The organism is Nostoc sp. ATCC 53789, assembly GCF_009873495.1.
Lineage (GTDB): Bacteria > Cyanobacteriota > Cyanobacteriia > Cyanobacteriales > Nostocaceae > Nostoc > Nostoc muscorum_A.
In genome coordinates this window covers 1,446,737-1,465,550 of record NZ_CP046703.1, presented here as the reverse complement: position 1 = coordinate 1,465,550, position 18,814 = coordinate 1,446,737, and the positions used below count along the sequence as shown (strand labels likewise).

Here is an 18,814-nt window from a genome sequence, read left to right as displayed (position 1 = left end):
AAGCCCAATTTGTGATTGAATTTGCCGCATAATCAATACATTCCACTCCACGATCGCAGAATCGGAAACACAAAGGAAATCGGGGATTGTTCATCCACTTTCACACGCACTGAGGTCGTGGTTCCCGGTGTAATTTGGCTATTTGGCCCTTTAGAGGATGACCACCGAAAACGGCTTTTAGTCGAGGGATCTGGCTCAAGTTCCGCAAAAACTTGAATTTGTGCGCCTTCTGTGGTTAACCCTTGTAAAACTTCTAAACCACCGACAACACTTGATGCGCTTTCCTTACTAACCGGAAATGCAGAAATACTTGTGACTTTCCCGATAATACCACCAAAGCGTTCTCGTTTAACGGTTGAAGGAGTGACTTGCAACTCCATCCCCTTTTGAATCTTTTTGCCTTCGCTGACCGGGAAGAATGCCACCCCAACTAACTTATTCCCGGAGTCTCTAGCTTCGATTGTGCCAATGCGAGCGCCCTTTTCCAGGGTTTGTCCTGGAACAGCAGAAAGTTCGAGAATTCGTCCATTGAAATTGCTAGTAACCTGGCTGTTTGCTTTGATTTCTAATTTTAATTCTGCGATCGCTCGCTGGGTGTCTTGAATTTCTTTTCTGCGATTAGTAGAAATAGCTAAATCTTGTTCTGCTTGCCCAGCAAACTTACTATCTAATACTGCTAACTGTGCTTGCAGTTCTTTAGTTGAATTGATATTTGCTAAGAATTCTCGTTCTGCATCCGCTTCTTTAACATTGAGTTGTTTCAGTTGCGATTCGATTTCATTGATTCTAGTTTTACTATTGAGAAATTCCTGTTGCGCCTGAAGAACGGTATCACTCGAAACGGCTCCTTCTTCGCGTAGCTTTTGGCGAATGTCAAATCGTTCTTTGAACGTGGGCATCAAATCTCGCGTTGTCTGCAACTGTTCCTGTAAGTTCTGACGCTCTTGCCGAATCGACTCCAGACCTTTACTTCTGAGAATTGGTGTTAGTGATTGGGTTGTCTTGAGAGTTTGCAAGAGTGCTTGACGTTGTTGCCCAATTGCACCCTTATCTAAAACCGTTCGCTGAAGTTGCAGAGTATTGGCATTTTGGTCTTGTTCCTGAAGTTGAGCAAGCTTGACTCGTGCAAGTTTCAACTTATCTTGAAGTTCAGTTTGGTCGATTGTCGCTAGTACCTGTCCTTTCTTCACCTCATCGCCTGTACGAACAAAAAGCATGAGAATCTGCCCGGAACTAGGAGACTGGAATCCAACGACTTTGCTAGGGAAAACGACTACGCCTTGTCCAGCTACGGTAATGGGAATACGACCAAAAACACTCCAAACAAGTCCAACGGCAATTAGAGATCCCATCGCAGTTAACGGAATCCACTTCTTTGGTTGAACCACCTGCATAAGTTGATCGAGCCGCTCCGGGGAGGATAAACGATCGAGTGCTTCTTTGCGGAATAGATTGCTTTTGTTGGTCGTTACCATACTGACTCCATTCAAGTTGTAGAAATTTGTATATTAGGAATTGGGAATGGGGAATGGGGAATGGGGAATTGGGGGAGCAAAGGAAGCTGGAGAAAATCAGAGAGAAGAATTAATAACCTATGCCCAATGACAAATGACCAATGCCCTAATTCCCGCGAATCTGCTTCAGCATCCAATCAAATCGAGTTCCCGCCAGTGTCACTTGAGCCAAAAAGCTAGAACTCAGCTCATCTTCATAAGTCAAGCGTTCATCTAAAGATTTACCTGAGCTATAGTTAATCCTGCCGTAACCCAGACTATTGATGATTCCTTGCTGTTTATCTGCTAACAAAATCGCTAAGACTCGATAAAATCGGGCAGCAAAACCCACATCGTGTAACAATTTGGCAGAAAGTCGCCATCTGGGAATCGATAACACAGTCGCATCCTCAACCGCCCGAATTGTCATCGCAGGTGGACTGGCTTCGACAAAGGGCGTTTCGCCAACTATGTCACCCCGCGATAATTGAGCAAACTCCCGTTCGATATGATCTGTCTGTTCTAAAGTTGAAAAGGCGCGGGTGAGAGGATTGCTTGTATCTTCAGCAATCGAAGCCACCATCTTCCCATCTAATAAAATATAGAGAGCGTCAACGGGCCTTCCGGCTTGAAACAACACCGTTCCCGCAGGAAGTCTCATGGCATTGCCTGCAACAATCATCCAACCAATATCGCTATCATTTAATTCTGCAAATGTAAATAAGATTTCTCGAATTTGGGGCTGAAAAAGCACGACTGTGCTTTGGCCTATTTGACCCATCATCTGCTCTAATCGGTGAGCAAGTAGAACTGCGATCGCTCGATAAAAATGGGCTGCAAATGTGACATCTTCTTGCAATTTTTGAATCAATTGCTGCTGAGGAATCATCAACACAAGCGACTTTCTAGCAGCTTTGACCGTAGTGGAAGACTGGTAGGAGGCTAAAAAAGGCATTTCTCCTACAACTTCACCATTTGCCAGCAGTGCAACCTCTCGTCCAGATAGTTCGCCACCTTCAAGGGCGGCAAATGCCCGACCAATAGGATTATCGTCAGCCTGAGCGACAGAAACGCTTAATGCACCATCAAGCAAAATATAGAGGGCATCAACAGGTGTTCCTTGGCGGATGAGGGTCGTACCAGCAGTAATTTCTTCTCTTTGACCCGTTGCCAAGATCCAGTCAATATCGCTATTTGTCAGTTCCTTAAGTAGAACTTCTGTCATAATTTAACTTCCTTGTGTTCTGCTAACGGGAGAGAAATGGAGAGGGGTAATTCGTAATTCGTAATTTAATTTATGGTTCAGATATAGAGAAGCCTTAACTTAGACTTTCCGCAATTTTGAATTTTGAATTGTTCAACTCCCCATTGCGCGATTAACTAGGTTGATGAGTTGCTACAGGTTTTTAGCATCAATCACCGCGACCTTCATTCGGCTCAACGCTTATTGGTTTATTGCCATTCCAATAAGGAAGCTTTATATTCTCAAGCTTGTTTGCGATCGCTTCAGACAGATTGTTATATTTCTCATCCGTAGGATACTCACCTGGATAATGCTCACCTACGGCAATACCACCTGAAATATTTGCGAGTTCTTGAGCCGATAGCTCTTGTGATTCATTTTGCTTTTTGTTTTCCATTGCCATTTTTTCCTTATCATTTCATTTATTACTAAATGGACCTAATTTTATGAAAGTGAAATTATTAATCACACAAGAATAATTTCAGAAAGCAGTTGGACTTTTGCTCAACTGCAATTGATTGATTTGAGAAACTCCGTTTATGTAGAACCTTCGATCGCAGATATATCTCCAAACAACTCACCAAGAACTTTTAGATCCTCTGTTGTCGCGTCGGTGATGGAGAGGTGGAACACAGAAGAGTCTGTTGTCTCTGCATGAAAAGCCGACCGTTTTGAGTGAAACCCTCCTCTTCGTGATGATTGTTGGCTAAATCCCCTTGTCGATCTATGAGATCGTATAGATGTAAACTGCAAATTGAAACCACCAGCTACATCGTCTAACTCTTCATCTGATAGTTCGATCGCTTCATCATTCGGAGTAATTTCGTCACCTGACATAGAAGCTCCTTGACCCCACGTGTTAAAGTTAAATAAGGCGGAGGAAGTTAACTGATTGGCTGCTAGGCTCATGGTTAACAACCCCTCCTGCTCCCGAAATTCGTCAAACCGAGAAATCCAGATCAAGCTTCAGGGCTAGAAATACCAGCTTCCTTAAACTCTCTAAGGTCTTGCTCAGAGAAAACGCTTACTTGAAAGGTAACGCTCTTAATGCCGCCTTCTTTAGGAATTTCCACAAAACCAAACTGAGAATCTATAGCATTTGCGTTTGTTCCAAAGACATCGCTAGTTGCGCCACCGGCAATATAATCAAGTTCTTGATTGGATAGTTCCAGCATTTCATTAGGCTGCACATTTTCCATGATCGTTGTCGTTCTCCTTGTGGTGTTGATTATGAGCCTAGAAATAAATTACTAGGAATTCCGCTAGGAAATTCTTCTCCAGTGAATTTGATTTCGTGCAAATCTTGTTGAGATATAGTAGTTTCCTGACTGTTGAAGGATGCAATACCACCATCAGCACCGATAATCACTGCACTACTTTGCTTATCCGAAAAGTTGAAGTTGTGAGCATCAACAAAGCTAAAAGCACCACCAGCAACGTTGTCCAATTCTTCAGCAGATAATTCTACGGGTTTAATGTCGTCAGGCATGATGTTTTTTCCTTAATTTATGATGTGTATGATTTATCAAGCAGAACGCTTTATTAAGTTCTGGTTAGTAACTTTCAAGAGTGGGAGGAATGACACCAGTTGCTTTGATTTCGTGCAAACTTTGATGAGATATAGCAGTTTGCTGAGTGTTCAAAGAACTAATACCGCCATTAGCACCGATAACAGTTGCACCAGCTTGCTGATCCAACGCGTTGTAGTTGTCAGCATCGACATAGCTAAAAGCACCACCAGCAACGTTGTCCAATTCTTCAGAAGATAATTCTACGGGTTTGATATTGTCAGACATGATGTTTTCTCCTTAATGTGTAATGTGTGTGTTATCTCAAATAAAACTGTGATTAACTCTCAAGAGTGGAAGGAAACAAGCCAGTTGCTTTGATTTCGTGCAAACTTTGATGAGATACAGCAGTTTGCTGAGTATTCAAAGAACTAATACCACCATTAGCGCCGATAACAGTTGCACCAGCTTGCTGATCAATTGCGTTGTAGTTGTCAGCATCGACAAAGCTAAAAGCACCACCAGCAACGTTGTCCAATTCTTCAGCAGATAATTCTATGGGTTGAATGTTGTCAGACATGATGTTTTCTCCTTAATGTGTAATGTGTTTAATGTGTGTTCTATCAAGCAGAACGCTTTATAGAGTTCTAGTTTGTGTACTTAGTAATCTGTTACTAACTAGCAAGAGTGGGAGGAAAGAAGCCAGTTGCTTTGATTTCGTGCAAATCTTGTTGAGATACAGCAGTTTGTTGAGCGGTGAAAGATCCAATACCGCCATTCGCACCAAGAACGGTTCCACCAGTTTGCTGATCCAATGCATTGAAGTTGTGAGCATCGACGAAGCTAAAAGCACCACCAGCAACGTTGTCCAATTCTTCAGCAGATAATTCTACGGGTTTAATGTTGTCAGACATGATGTTTTCTCCTTAATGTGTAATGTGTTTAATGTGTGTTCTATCAAGCAAGCTGCTTTAGTGAGTTCTGCCCTGTGCAATTAGTTACTACTTTTCAAGAGTGGAAGGAAAGAAACCAGTTGCTTTGATTTCATGCAGACTTTGATGAGATACAGCAGTTTGCTGAGTGTTCAAAGAACTAATACCGCCATTAGCGCCGATAACAGTTGCACCAGCTTGCTGATCAATTGCGTTGTAGTTGTCAGCATCGACAAAGCTAAAAGCACCACCAGCAACGTTGTCCAATTCTTCAGCAGATAATTCTATGGGTTGAATGTTGTCAGACATGATCTTTTTTCCTTAATGTGTAATGTGTGTTGTATCAAGCAGAAAGAGTGATTTACTGGTTAGTCGCTTACCGCTTCCCTCGCTTGATGTCTCTAGAATACGAAATCAACTTAGTTATGTACATCTGAAAAACGTCTAGTATTTTACCTAAGCGAAGTAAGTAGATGTGGTCTAACTTTCGCTATATAGTATTGGGCAATAGGTAAGACTTTCGTCATAGGCTAACCAAGCTAGTTACTACAAAAGTCATGGATTTGCTTTCAAATGTGGCATTTCACTGCAATATCGTAGTATGACTAAACGTAGAAGCATGAATGCAAAACTAGGATTGATCCTAATAAATGAGAGTATTCTACATCCATCACTAACTCAACTAAATTAAGAAATTATAGTTATCAGTCTCTAGCAATGTTGTAAATAAAAACTCAAACAACAATGTTTAATAGATTCAAATTAGCAACTAAATTTACTTTACTTTTATTGCTGGTGTTCATCGGCGCGATCGCAGTTAGTGGTTTTGCTTTATCTCATGCACTTGAGCAAAAAGCAGAAGCCGAAATCGCTTATCGTAGCCAAGTTATTGCAGAAACTATGAACTCAGTGAGGAACTATACTCACACGCGTATCAATCCTATTTTGACACCAATGCTGGACACTCAAGCCACATTTATCCCTGAAGTTGTTCCCAGCTTTGCAGTAAGAGAAGTGTTTGACAATCTTCGGAAAAACGAAGATTTTAAAGATTTTTTATACAAAGATGCCAACCTAAACCCAACTAACTTACGAGATAAAGCAGATGCATTTGAAACGGAACTTATCGAACGGTTTCGCAAGGAACCAGGGTTGAAAAACATATCTGGTTTTCATGACTCTTATGACGAGAAAATGTTTTATAACGCTCGTCCATTTTCCATTAATAATCCAACATGTCTACGCTGTCATAGCACTCCTGAAGTTGCTCCAAAAAGTCAGATTGCTAGTTATGGTTCAGAAAATGGCTTTGGGTGGAAACTCAATGAAATTTTAGGCACACAAATTATTTATATTCCTGCCAAGCAAGTCTTTGAGGATGCTCATCGTGCTTTTGTTCTATTCATTAGCTTATTTATTACGATCTTCGCCATCATGATTTTGCTCATTAATTATTTGTTAAAGCGAAATGTACTAATACCGCTTAAACCAATGGCTCAACTTGCTCAGAAAATTAGTATGAATGAAATTAGTGTCGAAGAAGCACAAGAGTACGATCGTGAAAAGCTAACATCGATTGTGCAACGTCATGATGAGTTAGGACAATTAGGACGAGTTTTTCAACGTATGGTGCATGAAATTTCTGCGCGTGAACAACATTTCAGACAACAGTTGCATACACTGCGTATAGAAGTTGATGAAGCTAAACGTGCGCGTGAAGTTGCAGAAATTGCTGAATCAAAAACATTCCAAAAATTGCAGGAGGAAGCAAAAGCAATTAGAAATAAACGGAATACTCCAAATTAATAATTAAGAATTACGAATTAAAAATTAGTATTGAGGATTTATTATGTCTGAAATTATTTCTATTCACTCATTCCGAGGCGGAACTGGTAAGTCAAATGTTACGAGTAATCTTGCTGCCCTAATCGCTCGTTCTGGAAAGCGAGTTGGGATAGTTGATACAGATATCCAATCCCCAGGAATCCACGTTCTATTTGGTCTTGAACAAGAGCGAATTCGCTACACCTTGAACGATTATCTTTGGGGTCGTTGTCAAATTGAAGAAGCCGTTTATGACGTTAGCGCCATTCTCAAACAAAAACAAACATTTTTTGGTCGCCAGGGAAGTGTTCATCTAATTCCTTCCAGCATTAAGATGGGTGACATTTCTCGAATCTTGCGCGAGGGCTATGACGCACGTCGCCTGAATGATGGTTTACATAATCTAGTTCGTCGTTTAAAACTTGACTATCTGTTGATCGATACTCATCCTGGCATTAACGAAGAAACATTGCTATCTATTATTCTTTCTGATGTCTTGGTGCTGATTCTCCGTCCAGATAAACAAGATTATCAAGGTACAGCAGTAGCGATAGATGTTGCTCGTAAGCTAGAAGTACCTAAAATGCTAATAGTAATCAACAAAGCTCTGCCATCTTTAGATTTCAAAGAGTTAGGGAAACGAGTGGAGAATACCTACAAAACCCCTGTTGCTGGAATACTCCCTGTTTGTGAAGAGATGTTTGAATTAGGGAGTGGTGGAATCTTTTGTTTGCGGTATCCAGATCATTCATGGACTCAAAAAATTAGTGCGATCGCCAAACAAATCACTGGTTCTGGAGTCAGATTGTTTGCCAAATAAGCGTTAGTTATCAAGGGTGGGTACTAGGGTGACAGATTTGGAAACTAGACGAGTGCATTAACTGGAGCAGTATTATTGCTCAGAGCTACCCTAATTCGTAATTCCCTACGTGTAAGCTTGCGCCTACGTAATTAAGTTTTGACCATAATAACTGTGCAATTACTTTTGCGAGAAATATTTTCTGCAATATTTCCTTGAATTACCTGTTGTAGTAGACTTTCACGGCTAGCTCCCAAAACAATAACATCACTGTTGTCTTGCTGGGCGCATTCAAGTACAGCCTCAGAAACAGAATTGGCTTGGACTGGAGTCGCCACCACTTTACCTTTAACTCGGCGTTGGAGAAAGTGAACAGATTTATCTAGTAATGTTGTGTCAGGTAGAGATTTAGTAGGCTGAAATATTTGACATAGATTGATTTGGGGGGATTTACTTAAGGAAGCAAGAGCAGGTAATAACCGAATTGCTTGGCTGGAGTTAGGGCCACCTGCCATTGGCAGCAACCAACGGTCAAAAGCTCTTTTATCATCCAATTTAGCCAAGACAACATCACAACCTGCCTGTCGAATTATGGTATCTACCACTCGGCTGAAAACTCTACCAGGAGTTGATGTAGTGCCTTTCCATCCCATTAACACCAAATCGATATGTCGATCTTTGACAGTCTCCAAAATTGCTCCAGCGACATTATGGGTAACTCGAATCTGGGTGTGAATGGGAATCCGCCACTTCTCTCCTAACAGTATTGCTTTCTGTAAAAGCTCAAGGCTTTTGGTAATTTGTACTGGTGTTTCAGATGGGATACGGTTAGATGGAACAATAATTACTTGTAAACATTCTATTTCGTAATTGTTAGCTCTAGCGATCGCCCCTGCCATTTCCAATAAAGTCTCGGCTGTCTGTGGATGCGAAAGTGGTACTAGTAACCTTCCTTTGCCTGTAGCCGGAGCGCGAGTTTGGTAAATCACATAAGAAGTTGCTGATTTTGATTCTATCTGTTGGGTATTACCATTCAACCTCTCTGCTTCTACACGGATAATATCACTACGAGTAATAATTCCTACTAGCTTCCGACCTTCTGTAACAGGCAAGCAACTTAGGTGATAACGATTGAGTATATGCAGCACATAAGCCAGCGTCGCTGTGGGACTCGTTGTTACTGGCTCTGGTGTCATAATCTCGCTAATAGTTGTATTTCTACTTAACTTTTGCGAGGCAAGATTAACTAAATCTTTCTGAGTGACAATACCAACAACTTTACCTTTTTCTAAAATTGGGAAGTTGCGATGGTGAGAGTCGGAAAATGCCTGCACTGCCTCATCAATACTCATCTGGCTAGATAGGGTTTCGACACGTCGCTGCATTACATCTGCGGCAGTTATTTGTGCTAAAATCCCCTCTGTACCTGGCTCTTTTGTAATGTGAATCCCTTTCCACTCTAGTAGAAGGTCATAGAGCGATCGCGGGTCAATTTTTTCTGCTACTAAATAAGCAATCACAGATACAATCATTAACGGTAGCACCAGATTGAAATCTGTCGTCATCTCAAACACAATGACGACTGCTGTAATCGGCACTTTAGAGACGGCGCTAAAAAGTGCAGCCATCCCCACATGAGCGTAGGTTGTTGCAGCACTCATTCCCAGCAAACTCTGTTCGACAGCACCAACCAAATAGCCAAGGGCAGCACCCAAGACCAATGTGGGAACCAGCAAACCCCCTGGCGCTCCTGAGCCGTAGGTTAAAATAATTAGGGTAAATTGGACTAAAAGAGCGATCGCTGCAAATAGCCAATTCCCACTACCTACAAGCAAAATTTCTCTCAGCCCAGCATTATTGCGAAAGGTGACAGGTAACAGAGCGATCGCAACACCAGTCACTAACCCCACAATTCCAATTCGCCAGGGTAAACTCAGATTTAGTAAACGCCGATTAATTGCCAGACTTGCAAGAATACTTTTATTAAACAGAATGCCTATTAGCCCAGCCAACACCCCTAAAATCAAGTAGAAAGGGATTTCCTGAGCGAAGAAAGTGGTATGTGAAAAGCCTAAATCCAGATGATTCAGATCCAAGCTGTGACTACCATATAGCCGGGAAATGACTGAAGCGATGAAAGAAGCCAAAATCGCAGTGCCAAGAGTGATACCTGACACATCTTGGAGTAATTCTTCCACTACAAACAGCACACCTGCGATCGGTGCATTAAAAGCCGCAGCTAATCCAGCCCCGGCTCCGGCGGCGATCAGTTGGCGGCGATGCTCTGGTGAAGTCGGTACCCAGTTACTAAGTTGGTTTGCCAAAGCTGCCCCAATTTGGACAGTTGGCCCTTCCCGTCCTAAAGGCATTCCAGAACCCAGAACTAGTGTAGCGCTGACCAGCTTGACCAAAGCGATTCGCAGATTTAATGGCATCGGCACACGAGCCAATACCGCTTTCACTTCAGACATCCCACTACCTGATGCTTCAGGTGCGAAGCGCTCTACTAGCCAACCAGCTAAGATTCCCCCTACCAGTCCAATACCTGGTAGTACCAAGTAGGCAGGCCAGATGTAAGAAAGATGCACTCGCCATGCTCCTGCCCAGTCTACCGCCTGTCCTAACAGAACTGCTGCTAGCCCAGAAACTAAACCAATTATGCAAGCTTCAACAAAAGCCAAGCGCCTTGGTCGAAGCAGCTGACGGGAAAGCCTCAACCACAAAATTTTTCCCCCGGCTAACATATTTTTAGTAATCACTTCTCATCTGTTACAACTGCAAAAATCTCAAAAATATTTTTTTACGTATTTGTTTATAGTATTTCATTAAAAAAGGAAATTTTTCTCTGTAAAATGATAGAGATATATGGGTTCAAAATTATCAAAACAGAATTCATGCGCGACCTTCTCAGAATGAGCGCATAAATTCTGTACGAAGCCACAGATGAATAAACAGTGAGATAATAGGATGTTGACTTTGTAAGAACTCAGACTGCAAATATTAATTTGATATCTCTAAAAATTAAAATTGCCTGCTTCTAAAAGTTAACCTTTAAGCTGATACTACACTCAATTAACCCTATTAAATTCACGTTCACTTAATGGGTTTGGGCGTTCTTCCTCTAGGGTTATCTCTCGGTGTACCATCTTTCGGTGGTGTCCCCAAATTAGACACCCAATCGTTTGCTCCTAAACCGAAGTGTCCTGTCTCAAACCACTTAGACTTGAGCAGCGACCACCAATCATTTGTCAACCCTTCTAATACGTAGTCATAGGGAAGCCAACCATAGCCCCCTTCACCCCAATCGGTTCCCCAAGAGTTTCTGATTAGCAATGCTCCTTGCGATCGTCTACTACCATCAGGGTTTTCTATTACTTTATGGTCGTCATAGCCAACTGCAACAACAGCGTGACCTCCTTTTACCTTATCGTTTTTAACTGGGTATGGAATATAACCACTTGGGTTTAAATCCTCAATGGAATAATACATAGTAAACCCAAAAGCGCACGGAAAACCAGCAGCTAAAGCTGCTTTAATTCGGAACAACAGTATATCTTCTGTAGTGCCTAAAGGATTTAGACGGAAGTATTTCAGCGTTTGATAACTTTGACCAAAAGAATAACAAAAAGGGGTTGGTTCCTCATCAAAGTTGTCTTCTGTATATGGCCAGTACTCTTCTGGAGGCACGCCAAATAATGCCATTGCCTTCATAGTTTCCCGAAGAGATGCTCCTGCATCACCTTGACGATGCATGAGATTGCGTGTTGCTTTGTAAAGAAAGAGTCGAGAAGCATCGACATATCTATCAAAACTTCTTTTCTCAAAGTATTCCATTAAAGCAACCCCGGCATGTGCTGTACATGAATCCAATGAGCCTTGGTCTTCAATTGGGGAACACCAGAAGGTTAAATCTACAAATTCTGGCATTAATAAATATACATTTTCCGTCTTACCATCTTCTTTTGGTATGAGATGTTTCTGTAAATTACCTTCTACTGGAAGTTGTAGATTACTTTGAAACTCAGGGTTTTTCTTCACCTCATTTGATTCATCAACTTCTGGTAGTATTTGGATAACTGTTCTCAGATTCTTAGGTTGATTTTTGAAATTGTTTTCTTCCTGAATTGGAGGATTATATTTTTTTAGGATAATTTCTAAATTTCCTAAATCTTTGAGAGATTTAAAAATGTTATCTATCTTTTTTAAAGATTTATCTATTCTATTTTTCCTGTCATTATTATTGATTGTTCCTTTAATTTTATTCAGGGATAGTTTAAAATTTGAGATTGTTGCAAGATATATATATAAAGAAACTGGATTTAAATCCACATTCTGAAATAAGTTATCCTCCTCTTGTTTTTGGGTAAAAATCGTAATTTTTCCTAATAAATCTGGCTGAGAATACTTATTTTTTGCAGATTTATTGAGTTGATTATTTCCTAAAGCTATGCGGATACTGTTAACACATTCAGATTTATCGAACCATTGATCTAGCTTTTCTAATAGGACTCTTACAGCTTTTTCAAGATTTCCATGTTGAGCTAAAGGAGAAATTTGTTGAGCAACCAATTCAACTATCATATCAATTGCCCGTTTCAATTCACTCTGGTCTTTATCGATACAAGATGTATTCTTCTCTCTAGCTCCTGGAAACCCTTTTTCACTAACCCAATATTCAGCAGGCACATCCGAAATTTCGAAAATTCTTAAAATGATTTCATAAAGATTTACGGGTATTGCTGAAGATGCAGGTAAAACTAACCACCTATGTTGTTTTTTGAGCGCAACTCTTAGAGTATCGCTGTCAACTATATTATTTAATTTTGTCCTTGTATATTCATCAATATTTGAACCCTGAAAATCTTGAATTGTATACTGTATTAGATCGTCACATAGTTTATTTATTTTTTGATTATTTTCTCCTAAACTTTTTAGACAAACTATTTTATTCAAGCCCTTTTGGAGTGTTTGATTTTCTTGATAAAATCTTTCAACTTCTTTTATCTTTTTTTCTGCGTCTTCATCTTCAGAATCAGGATTTGGTTCTATTTCTATTATTTTTAAAACTTTGTTTAAAGTATAGAGTGTCATTTGATCAACAACACTATCAACTGTGTCAACAGTTTCATCTGAGACAATTGAGAGTCCAAAAATATTCTTGAAAATTTGTACTCCATTCTCTGTATTTTTACCAAAATAACCATATTCAAGAAAATCTGAATTTTCAAAACTTTCTATAAAAACAGTAATTTCTTTTATCCATTTTTTAAGCTGCTTATTGTAGTCGGTATCTTCAATATGTTTGGTATATTTGCTATATTTGGTAAACTTCAGTAATTTCTGCTGAAGACTATAGACTTCTTTGCCTACACAACCATAAGCTAAAAATACTTCTTCTTTAAAAGCTTTAGCATTGACTAATTTGAAACCTTTATTTATCTTTTTCTCAAACTTATCAAACTTTAAGGTAAGTGTTTTGTCAAACTCAGAGGTAGAGGCAGGTTCATTTTTTTTGATTAATTTTAATAACTCAAACAATTCTTCTATACTACTTTGTAAATCATTATCGTTATCATTATTTATCTGTATATCTTGGACTGCGATCGTTAACTTCTGATTGATTTCGTCCATGCGGTAGTCTCGAAAATCGGGGTAGTCTGGTACCCAGCCTGTTGATTTTTTAGCCACGGTGATTTCCTCTCAGATTGATGCTGTTATTGTTATCTATCGTTATGATTCTTTTTATGCAAAAAAGTATTTAGGGTTTATTACTTTTCTTGAAGCATCTGACCACCTGAAATTAGAGTGAAAGTTGGCTAAATCAATATTTAGCCTGGGTTTTAACTCCATCACAAAGCTCGCGATCGCTTTGCCCCTGAGAATTATTAGCTAGATAATCATGTAGCCAATCGCACCCACGCCCCATCAAATTATCTAGGGTGAGATTTTCTACATTCCACAAAATTGCTGTACCATCTTTACTGCCAGAAACGAGAGTCTTACCGTCAGGGCTGAAACTGATCCCATTGACCTCACCAGTATGGCCAGTCAGAGTAATAATCAAAGTTCCGTCTTTGTGCCAAAGTTTTACTGTTTTATCATCACTAGCTGTGGCAATCATTTGACCATCAGGACTGAAAGTTACTTGCCCGATTCCAGCAAGATGCCCATCAAGACTACTGATCGCACGACCGTCAAGCTGCCAAAGTTTTACTCTATCATCTCCACCAGCACTGGCAAGGGTCTGACTATCAGGGCTAAAACTGACGCTGTAGACAGAAGCGTTATGGTTTATGGTGTTAAGCAACTGACTTTGCCGATTCCAGATTTTCACTATCCCGTCATTACTACCAGTGGCAATCATCTTGCCATCTCGACTGAAAGTGACGCTATAGACAGTAGCACTATGGTTTAGGGTGTTGAGCAACTGACCCTGGCGATTCCAGAGTTTGACTGTTTTATCTTGACTAGCGGTAGCAATCGTATTGCTGTCTGGGCTGAAACTTACACTATGAATGCGATCGCTATGCTTTAATAAAATATTCAGTAGCTTACCTTGCCGATTCCACAATCTCACTACCCTTTCATCAGAACTGACAGCAGCAATTATTTGACCATCTGGGCTAAAATTCGCATCCCAGATTTTGTAGTCATTTATCTTTAGCAATTTAATCTGCTTACCCTGCTGATTCCAGAGTTTCACCGTTCCATCATCACTGGCGGTAGCGAGCGCTTTTCCATCGGCTGAGAAGTTCACATGATTGACCCCAGCCTGATGTCCAGAGAGAATGGTCTGCCAAGGGTGGTCAATTTGCCACAGTTTTACTGTCTTATCTTGACTTGCAGATGCAAGGGTACGACCATCAGGGCTAAAAGTAACTTGATTGACTCTACTACTATGTCCTGTAAAGGTAGTGAATTCCAGTCCATTTTTCTGCCAGAGTGTCACGCTGTTATCATTATTACCAGTGGCTAATATCTGACCATCAGGACTGAAACTGACGCTGTAAATGGGACTACTCTGTTGTTCTGATCTCTTAAGAGTTGAAATAAATTTACCATCGGGATTCCAAAGTTTCACTGTTCTATCTAAACTGGCAGAGGCAAGGGTATCGTCAGAGCTAAAACTCACGCTAGTGACTGTATTATCATGTTTGTCTAGAGTCTTTAATTCTTTACCGTCTTTGTTCCACAGTTTTACAGTGCGGTCATAACTGGCAGAGGCAAGGATTTGATCGTCGTGGCTGAAACTCAAACTATAGATTGTGCCTGTATGCCCCTTAAGCATTTTGAGTTCTTGACCCTGTATGTTCCAAAGTCTCACGATGCCGTCGTCATCACCAGAGGCAAGAATCCTACCATCATGACTGAAACTCACAACCCGAATTCCAGTATTCAGCTTTTTAAAAGTTTGAAGTTCTTTGCCGTCTTTTTTCCAAAGTTTCACCGTTCCGTCTAAACTGGCAGAAGCAAGAATTTGACTATCGGGGCTGAAACCTACGCTGAGGACTTGATCTAGATGTCCTTTTAAAGTATTTAGCAAACGACCCTGTTTGTCCCAAAGTTTTACGGTCTTGTCTCCACTAGCGGTAGCGATCGCTTCCCCATCGGGACTGAAACTAACGCTTTGGATATAATTGCTGTGTCCCTGGAGGCGATCGCGTTCTCTTACCCAGTAAACCGCCTGTCCCAGCACCTTCATCACCTCTTGCTGTTCTTGAATTGGAATGTCGGCTTTGGCTTTATCTAATTCTTTGAGTTTCTTGCCGACTTTTAAACCTTCTATGAAAGCATCAAGAATGTTGACTTGGACTTTATCTAGTTCTTTAAGTTTCTTCCCGGCTTTTAAACCTTCTATCAAGGCATCAATTGTATTTCTATTCGAGGTAAAACGTGCGTCTGACGCAGAAATTAAAGCTCGGAGTTCCGATTTTTGTGCTTCTATCCGTTGGTTAATAGCCTCCTTCCACCCAATTGCTGCAACAATAGCAAATCCTGTTGAAATTACCAACCCTGAAGTCAAAGCAATAAATCTTGTTCTGTGACGCACCTTCTGGGCTTTGCGACTTTCGCCGATGTACTCTTGTTGGAGTGGTGTAATCAATGGTTCTTTCCCTGCCCCTTGGGTGAACCATTGCTCTGCTTCTTCTAATTCACTACCTTCTAGCAGGTAACTATTGTTGCGTTTTTTCTGATCCCACTCTAAGGCTCGCACAAGTAAGCGGGTATGTTGTTTAACATGAGCTAAGTCAGTATCGAGTGCTTTGAGTAATGATTGAAAGGCTTGCTCAAAATCATTACTTTCTTGGAAGAAAATATAGTTAATTTTTTTTAATTCAGGATGAACATCCTCACTGTACTGCCACACAATTGGCACTAAACGTTTATTGTGATCGAGGGCGTGTGTAATCTCTTTAGCGCAGACTTCAGATGCGACTGAATTCGGACTAATAATAAAGATAAAATTATCAGCGCCTTCAATTCCTTCACAAATTTCTTTCCACCAATCTGCCGTGGACGGAATTCCCTCCCAGTCCACCCAAATATCTCGCTTTTGTTGCTTGAGTGCTTCATAAAGCTTCTTGACGAACTCTTTATCTTTGCGCGAGTAGGAAATAAAAGCCTCAGCCATATAAATTTCTATAAATACTTAATAAAATTTAGTTTAGGTGGTAACTTGACGAATATGTTACTGTCTTCTTTAAGAAAATGCTGTTTGTTTACTATCTATGTAAAAAATCTATATACTTCAGAAAAAGAATTACTTGATTGGTTATATATCCTCAATATATGATGAGATTTTAGGCACGTTTTCACTAGCAGACCAAAATCACCTATTTTGATACAAAGCTTAAAATAAATTTTCAAAGGACGGCAACCTACTTTGCTTTTTGATCCATTAAAACCACAATCTCAGTAGAGTTGCACAATTGTGCATTGGTGTCAACAAAATCCAATAAAAAATATAGAGACGTAGCATTGTTATGTCTCTACAAAGGTTATGGATAAGGCATATTTAATTTATGGAGATGTCTAATACAACTCTTGTATTTGTAAAAGCTAGATACATGAAGTAGCCGTAGCGATCGCACATGAAGATTAAATGACTCTTAAATGGTGTAGGATGGTACTCTTACATCTTGCTTGAAGGTGATATCTTCCTGAGAACAGCTTTGTTGTTATCAGCTAGATTAATGAGTCGAATTAATGGATTTGTAGGGCGACGTGATTTCTTAAAATTTGCCAGTGTGGTAGGTATTGCGGCTACTGCTTTTGGTGATAGCTTTTTGAATACAGAGCAAACTGCTATTGCTGATATTCACCCAGTTAGCTCTAATCCAGTGAGTCCTAATGAAGCTATAAAACGCTTACTAGATGGGAATCAAAGATTTATCAATCAAAAACGCCAATATCCCGATCAATCATTAGAGCATCTGCGATTAGTCGCTAAAGCTCAATATCCTTTTGCCGCCATATTGGGTTGTGCAGATTCCAGAGTCCCTGCGGAAATTGTTTTCGATCAAGGACTTGGAGATTTATTTGTTGTGCGAGTTGCTGGTAATGTGGTCAGTGACACAGTTATAGGTAGTCTAGAATACTCTACAACAGTATTGGGTTCGCAGTTGATTGTGATTTTAGGTCATAAAAGATGCGGTGCAGTGGCAGAAGCAATCAAAAACGAACCACTTCCTGGAAGAATTGGTTTGATTATTGAGGGCATCAAACCATCTGTTGAAAGGGTAAAGTTAAGAACGGGTGATAATATGCAAAATGCAGTTATTGCCAACATTCAATATCAGACTGAAAAATTGCAGGAAAGCTCAACAATTTTAGCTAAATTGCTCAGTGAAGGTAAACTAAAAATTGTTGGTGCTTGTTACGATATTGACACTGGTAAAGTCAACATAATTACTTGAATACATAATACATTTTAGGCGTACTATTCTGAGCTTAATAATGTTATAAAAAATTATTTATCAAATATTTTATGCGTAGGCATCACGGTGCCAAAAATTGGAAATTGGACGTTAAATTTTAGGAATAATGGAATTATAACTGCTAACAGTAAGCAAAATAAACTTATAGCCATAACTGTCGATAGTCTTCGATATACTGCCGTATGGTTAGAGGTGAACGATTGAGCAATTGCTCAGTATCAGATGTGATTTTGCCTGCCAATCCTAACCGAGCTGTAGTATAGATTACTACCATTACTAAAATAAAGTCTATTGCCAACCCCGATGAGCGCATTTGTCGAATAAACTTTAGCAGAGAAGGATTATAGCGTATCGGTTTACCTAAAATCGATGTGAAAATGTCTGCTACTTCGTAATAGGTTAAGGCTTCTGCACCCGTAAGCGGATATGCTTTTCCCTGATGCCCATCTTCAAGTAAAGTACGAACTGCAACGGCAGCAATATCCCGCACATCAATGAAACTTGTTTTCCCGTTACCAGCCGGAAGAAGCAATTCACCACGAACTTTGATGTCTTCTCTGTGTGTGGTATTAAGATTTTGCATAAAAAAGCTGCACCGTAAAAAGGTGGCTTTAATACCCAATTGGTTTATATAGCGTTCAATTTGGGAGTGTGGCACAAAAGGGTTGCGTTCGGCTCCCAGTATTGAAAGAAATACGATATGCTCAACGCCTGCAAGTTTTGCAGCATTTAGGGCTGGGGCAATTTGAAGACGAATATTAGCAAGAGCAGGTGGACGCACTAAAAAAAGTTTATTGACTTGAAAAAAAGCATAATCAAAGGTATCAGGATTGGTAAAGTCGAAGGGGATGGTTTGGATATTGCTGCCTAAAAGGTGTTTAGCGCTGTTTGGATTTCTAACTGCGGCACAGACATTACAATCGTGGGATTGCAGTAAGCGAAGAACTTCTTGTCCGACGTTTCCAGTTGCGCCTGTCACTAAAATTTTCAGCATAGTCAGCTATTACTGTTATTTATTAATAACACCAATTATAATTAATAATTTTTGATGTGATATAGCAATCAGCTTTACTCCTT

17 protein-coding genes are annotated in these 18,814 nt (G+C 40.1%); 3 read left to right on the top strand and 14 right to left on the bottom strand.

What is annotated here, in order from left to right:
• Positions 1-32: 32 nt before the first annotated feature.
• From GJB62_RS05885 to GJB62_RS05840, 10 genes are all read right to left on the bottom strand, one after another.
• Complete coding sequence (locus GJB62_RS05885) at positions 33-1,475, bottom strand: NHLP bacteriocin system secretion protein (protein ID WP_114085742.1); 1,443 nt, start codon at positions 1,473-1,475, stop codon at positions 33-35.
• Positions 1,476-1,620: 145 nt separating this feature from the next.
• Positions 1,621-2,718 carry a cyclic nucleotide-binding domain-containing protein gene (locus GJB62_RS05880; protein WP_114085743.1) on the bottom strand — a complete coding sequence of 366 codons (1,098 nt, stop codon included), beginning with the start codon at positions 2,716-2,718 and terminating at the stop codon, positions 1,621-1,623.
• Between the two features lie 187 nt (positions 2,719-2,905).
• The gene (locus GJB62_RS05875; protein ID WP_159402458.1) at positions 2,906-3,133 is read right to left on the bottom strand and encodes a bacteriocin; all 228 of its coding nucleotides are present in this window, start codon (positions 3,131-3,133) and stop codon (positions 2,906-2,908) included.
• A gap of 140 nt (positions 3,134-3,273) precedes the next feature.
• Complete coding sequence (locus tag GJB62_RS05870) at positions 3,274-3,645, bottom strand: hypothetical protein (RefSeq protein ID WP_114085745.1); 372 nt, start codon at positions 3,643-3,645, stop codon at positions 3,274-3,276.
• A 50-nt stretch (positions 3,646-3,695) separates the two neighbouring features.
• The gene (locus tag GJB62_RS05865) at positions 3,696-3,935 is read right to left on the bottom strand and encodes a hypothetical protein (protein WP_114085746.1); all 240 of its coding nucleotides are present in this window, start codon (positions 3,933-3,935) and stop codon (positions 3,696-3,698) included.
• 29 nt (positions 3,936-3,964) lie between these two features.
• Positions 3,965-4,225: a CTB family bacteriocin gene (locus tag GJB62_RS05860; RefSeq protein ID WP_114085747.1), complete on the bottom strand. Its 261-nt coding sequence runs from the start codon at positions 4,223-4,225 to the stop codon at positions 3,965-3,967.
• Positions 4,226-4,289: 64 nt separating this feature from the next.
• Entirely contained in the window at positions 4,290-4,532 is a 243-nt protein-coding gene (locus tag GJB62_RS05855; RefSeq protein WP_114085748.1) for a CTB family bacteriocin, read from the bottom strand.
• 52 nt (positions 4,533-4,584) lie between these two features.
• Positions 4,585-4,824 carry a CTB family bacteriocin gene (locus GJB62_RS05850; RefSeq protein ID WP_114085749.1) on the bottom strand — a complete coding sequence of 80 codons (240 nt, stop codon included), beginning with the start codon at positions 4,822-4,824 and terminating at the stop codon, positions 4,585-4,587.
• Between the two features lie 94 nt (positions 4,825-4,918).
• Positions 4,919-5,158 carry a CTB family bacteriocin gene (locus tag GJB62_RS05845; protein ID WP_114085750.1) on the bottom strand — a complete coding sequence of 80 codons (240 nt, stop codon included), beginning with the start codon at positions 5,156-5,158 and terminating at the stop codon, positions 4,919-4,921.
• 87 nt (positions 5,159-5,245) lie between these two features.
• The gene (locus GJB62_RS05840) at positions 5,246-5,485 is read right to left on the bottom strand and encodes a CTB family bacteriocin (RefSeq protein WP_114085751.1); all 240 of its coding nucleotides are present in this window, start codon (positions 5,483-5,485) and stop codon (positions 5,246-5,248) included.
• 435 nt (positions 5,486-5,920) lie between these two features.
• On the opposite strand from GJB62_RS05840, the gene GJB62_RS05835 reads away from it, so the two are divergent.
• Together GJB62_RS05835 and GJB62_RS05830 are read left to right on the top strand one after the other, a co-directional pair.
• Positions 5,921-6,982 (top strand): DUF3365 domain-containing protein, encoded by a 1,062-nt coding sequence (locus GJB62_RS05835; protein WP_114085752.1) that lies wholly within the window; start codon positions 5,921-5,923, stop codon positions 6,980-6,982.
• Positions 6,983-7,025: 43 nt separating this feature from the next.
• Positions 7,026-7,820, top strand: coding sequence for a MinD/ParA family protein (locus GJB62_RS05830; protein ID WP_114085753.1), 795 nt, complete (start codon positions 7,026-7,028; stop codon positions 7,818-7,820).
• A gap of 131 nt (positions 7,821-7,951) precedes the next feature.
• On the opposite strand, the gene GJB62_RS05825 is transcribed toward GJB62_RS05830, so the two are convergent.
• From GJB62_RS05825 to GJB62_RS05815, 3 genes are all read right to left on the bottom strand, one after another.
• Positions 7,952-10,543, bottom strand: coding sequence for a chloride channel protein (locus GJB62_RS05825; protein ID WP_114085754.1), 2,592 nt, complete (start codon positions 10,541-10,543; stop codon positions 7,952-7,954).
• Between the two features lie 349 nt (positions 10,544-10,892).
• On the bottom strand, positions 10,893-13,487 hold the full coding sequence (locus GJB62_RS36925) for a C1 family peptidase (RefSeq protein ID WP_209271481.1): 2,595 nt from the start codon (positions 13,485-13,487) through the stop codon (positions 10,893-10,895).
• A gap of 133 nt (positions 13,488-13,620) precedes the next feature.
• Positions 13,621-16,431, bottom strand: coding sequence for a TIR domain-containing protein (locus GJB62_RS05815; RefSeq protein WP_114085755.1), 2,811 nt, complete (start codon positions 16,429-16,431; stop codon positions 13,621-13,623).
• 562 nt (positions 16,432-16,993) lie between these two features.
• Between GJB62_RS05815 and GJB62_RS05810 the strand changes: the two genes are divergently transcribed.
• Positions 16,994-17,716 carry a carbonic anhydrase gene (locus tag GJB62_RS05810; protein ID WP_114085756.1) on the top strand — a complete coding sequence of 241 codons (723 nt, stop codon included), beginning with the start codon at positions 16,994-16,996 and terminating at the stop codon, positions 17,714-17,716.
• Positions 17,717-17,879: 163 nt separating this feature from the next.
• Here GJB62_RS05810 and GJB62_RS05805 read toward each other — a convergent pair whose 3' ends face one another.
• Positions 17,880-18,731: an SDR family oxidoreductase gene (locus GJB62_RS05805; RefSeq protein WP_114085757.1), complete on the bottom strand. Its 852-nt coding sequence runs from the start codon at positions 18,729-18,731 to the stop codon at positions 17,880-17,882.
• Positions 18,732-18,814: the final 83 nt, after the last annotated feature.

Bases quoted from the DNA above. Each gene is read 5' to 3' on its own strand.
- GJB62_RS05855 (WP_114085748.1), bottom strand. From the start codon at position 4,532: ATGTCTGACAATATCAAACCCGTAGAATTATCTTCTGAAGAATTGGAC.
- GJB62_RS05835 (WP_114085752.1), top strand. From the start codon at position 5,921: ATGTTTAATAGATTCAAATTAGCAACTAAATTTACTTTACTTTTATTG.
- GJB62_RS05825 (WP_114085754.1), bottom strand. From the start codon at position 10,543: ATGTTAGCCGGGGGAAAAATTTTGTGGTTGAGGCTTTCCCGTCAGCTG.
- GJB62_RS05830 (WP_114085753.1), top strand. From the start codon at position 7,026: ATGTCTGAAATTATTTCTATTCACTCATTCCGAGGCGGAACTGGTAAG.
- GJB62_RS05815 (WP_114085755.1), bottom strand. From the start codon at position 16,431: ATGGCTGAGGCTTTTATTTCCTACTCGCGCAAAGATAAAGAGTTCGTC.
- GJB62_RS05885 (WP_114085742.1), bottom strand. From the start codon at position 1,475: ATGGTAACGACCAACAAAAGCAATCTATTCCGCAAAGAAGCACTCGAT.
- GJB62_RS05845 (WP_114085750.1), bottom strand. From the start codon at position 5,158: ATGTCTGACAACATTAAACCCGTAGAATTATCTGCTGAAGAATTGGAC.
- GJB62_RS05865 (WP_114085746.1), bottom strand. From the start codon at position 3,935: ATGGAAAATGTGCAGCCTAATGAAATGCTGGAACTATCCAATCAAGAA.
- GJB62_RS05880 (WP_114085743.1), bottom strand. From the start codon at position 2,718: ATGACAGAAGTTCTACTTAAGGAACTGACAAATAGCGATATTGACTGG.
- GJB62_RS05850 (WP_114085749.1), bottom strand. From the start codon at position 4,824: ATGTCTGACAACATTCAACCCATAGAATTATCTGCTGAAGAATTGGAC.
- GJB62_RS05875 (WP_159402458.1), bottom strand. From the start codon at position 3,133: ATGGAAAACAAAAAGCAAAATGAATCACAAGAGCTATCGGCTCAAGAA.
- GJB62_RS05840 (WP_114085751.1), bottom strand. From the start codon at position 5,485: ATGTCTGACAACATTCAACCCATAGAATTATCTGCTGAAGAATTGGAC.
- GJB62_RS05810 (WP_114085756.1), top strand. From the start codon at position 16,994: ATGAGTCGAATTAATGGATTTGTAGGGCGACGTGATTTCTTAAAATTT.
- GJB62_RS05870 (WP_114085745.1), bottom strand. From the start codon at position 3,645: ATGAGCCTAGCAGCCAATCAGTTAACTTCCTCCGCCTTATTTAACTTT.
- GJB62_RS05805 (WP_114085757.1), bottom strand. From the start codon at position 18,731: ATGCTGAAAATTTTAGTGACAGGCGCAACTGGAAACGTCGGACAAGAA.
- GJB62_RS05860 (WP_114085747.1), bottom strand. From the start codon at position 4,225: ATGCCTGACGACATTAAACCCGTAGAATTATCTGCTGAAGAATTGGAC.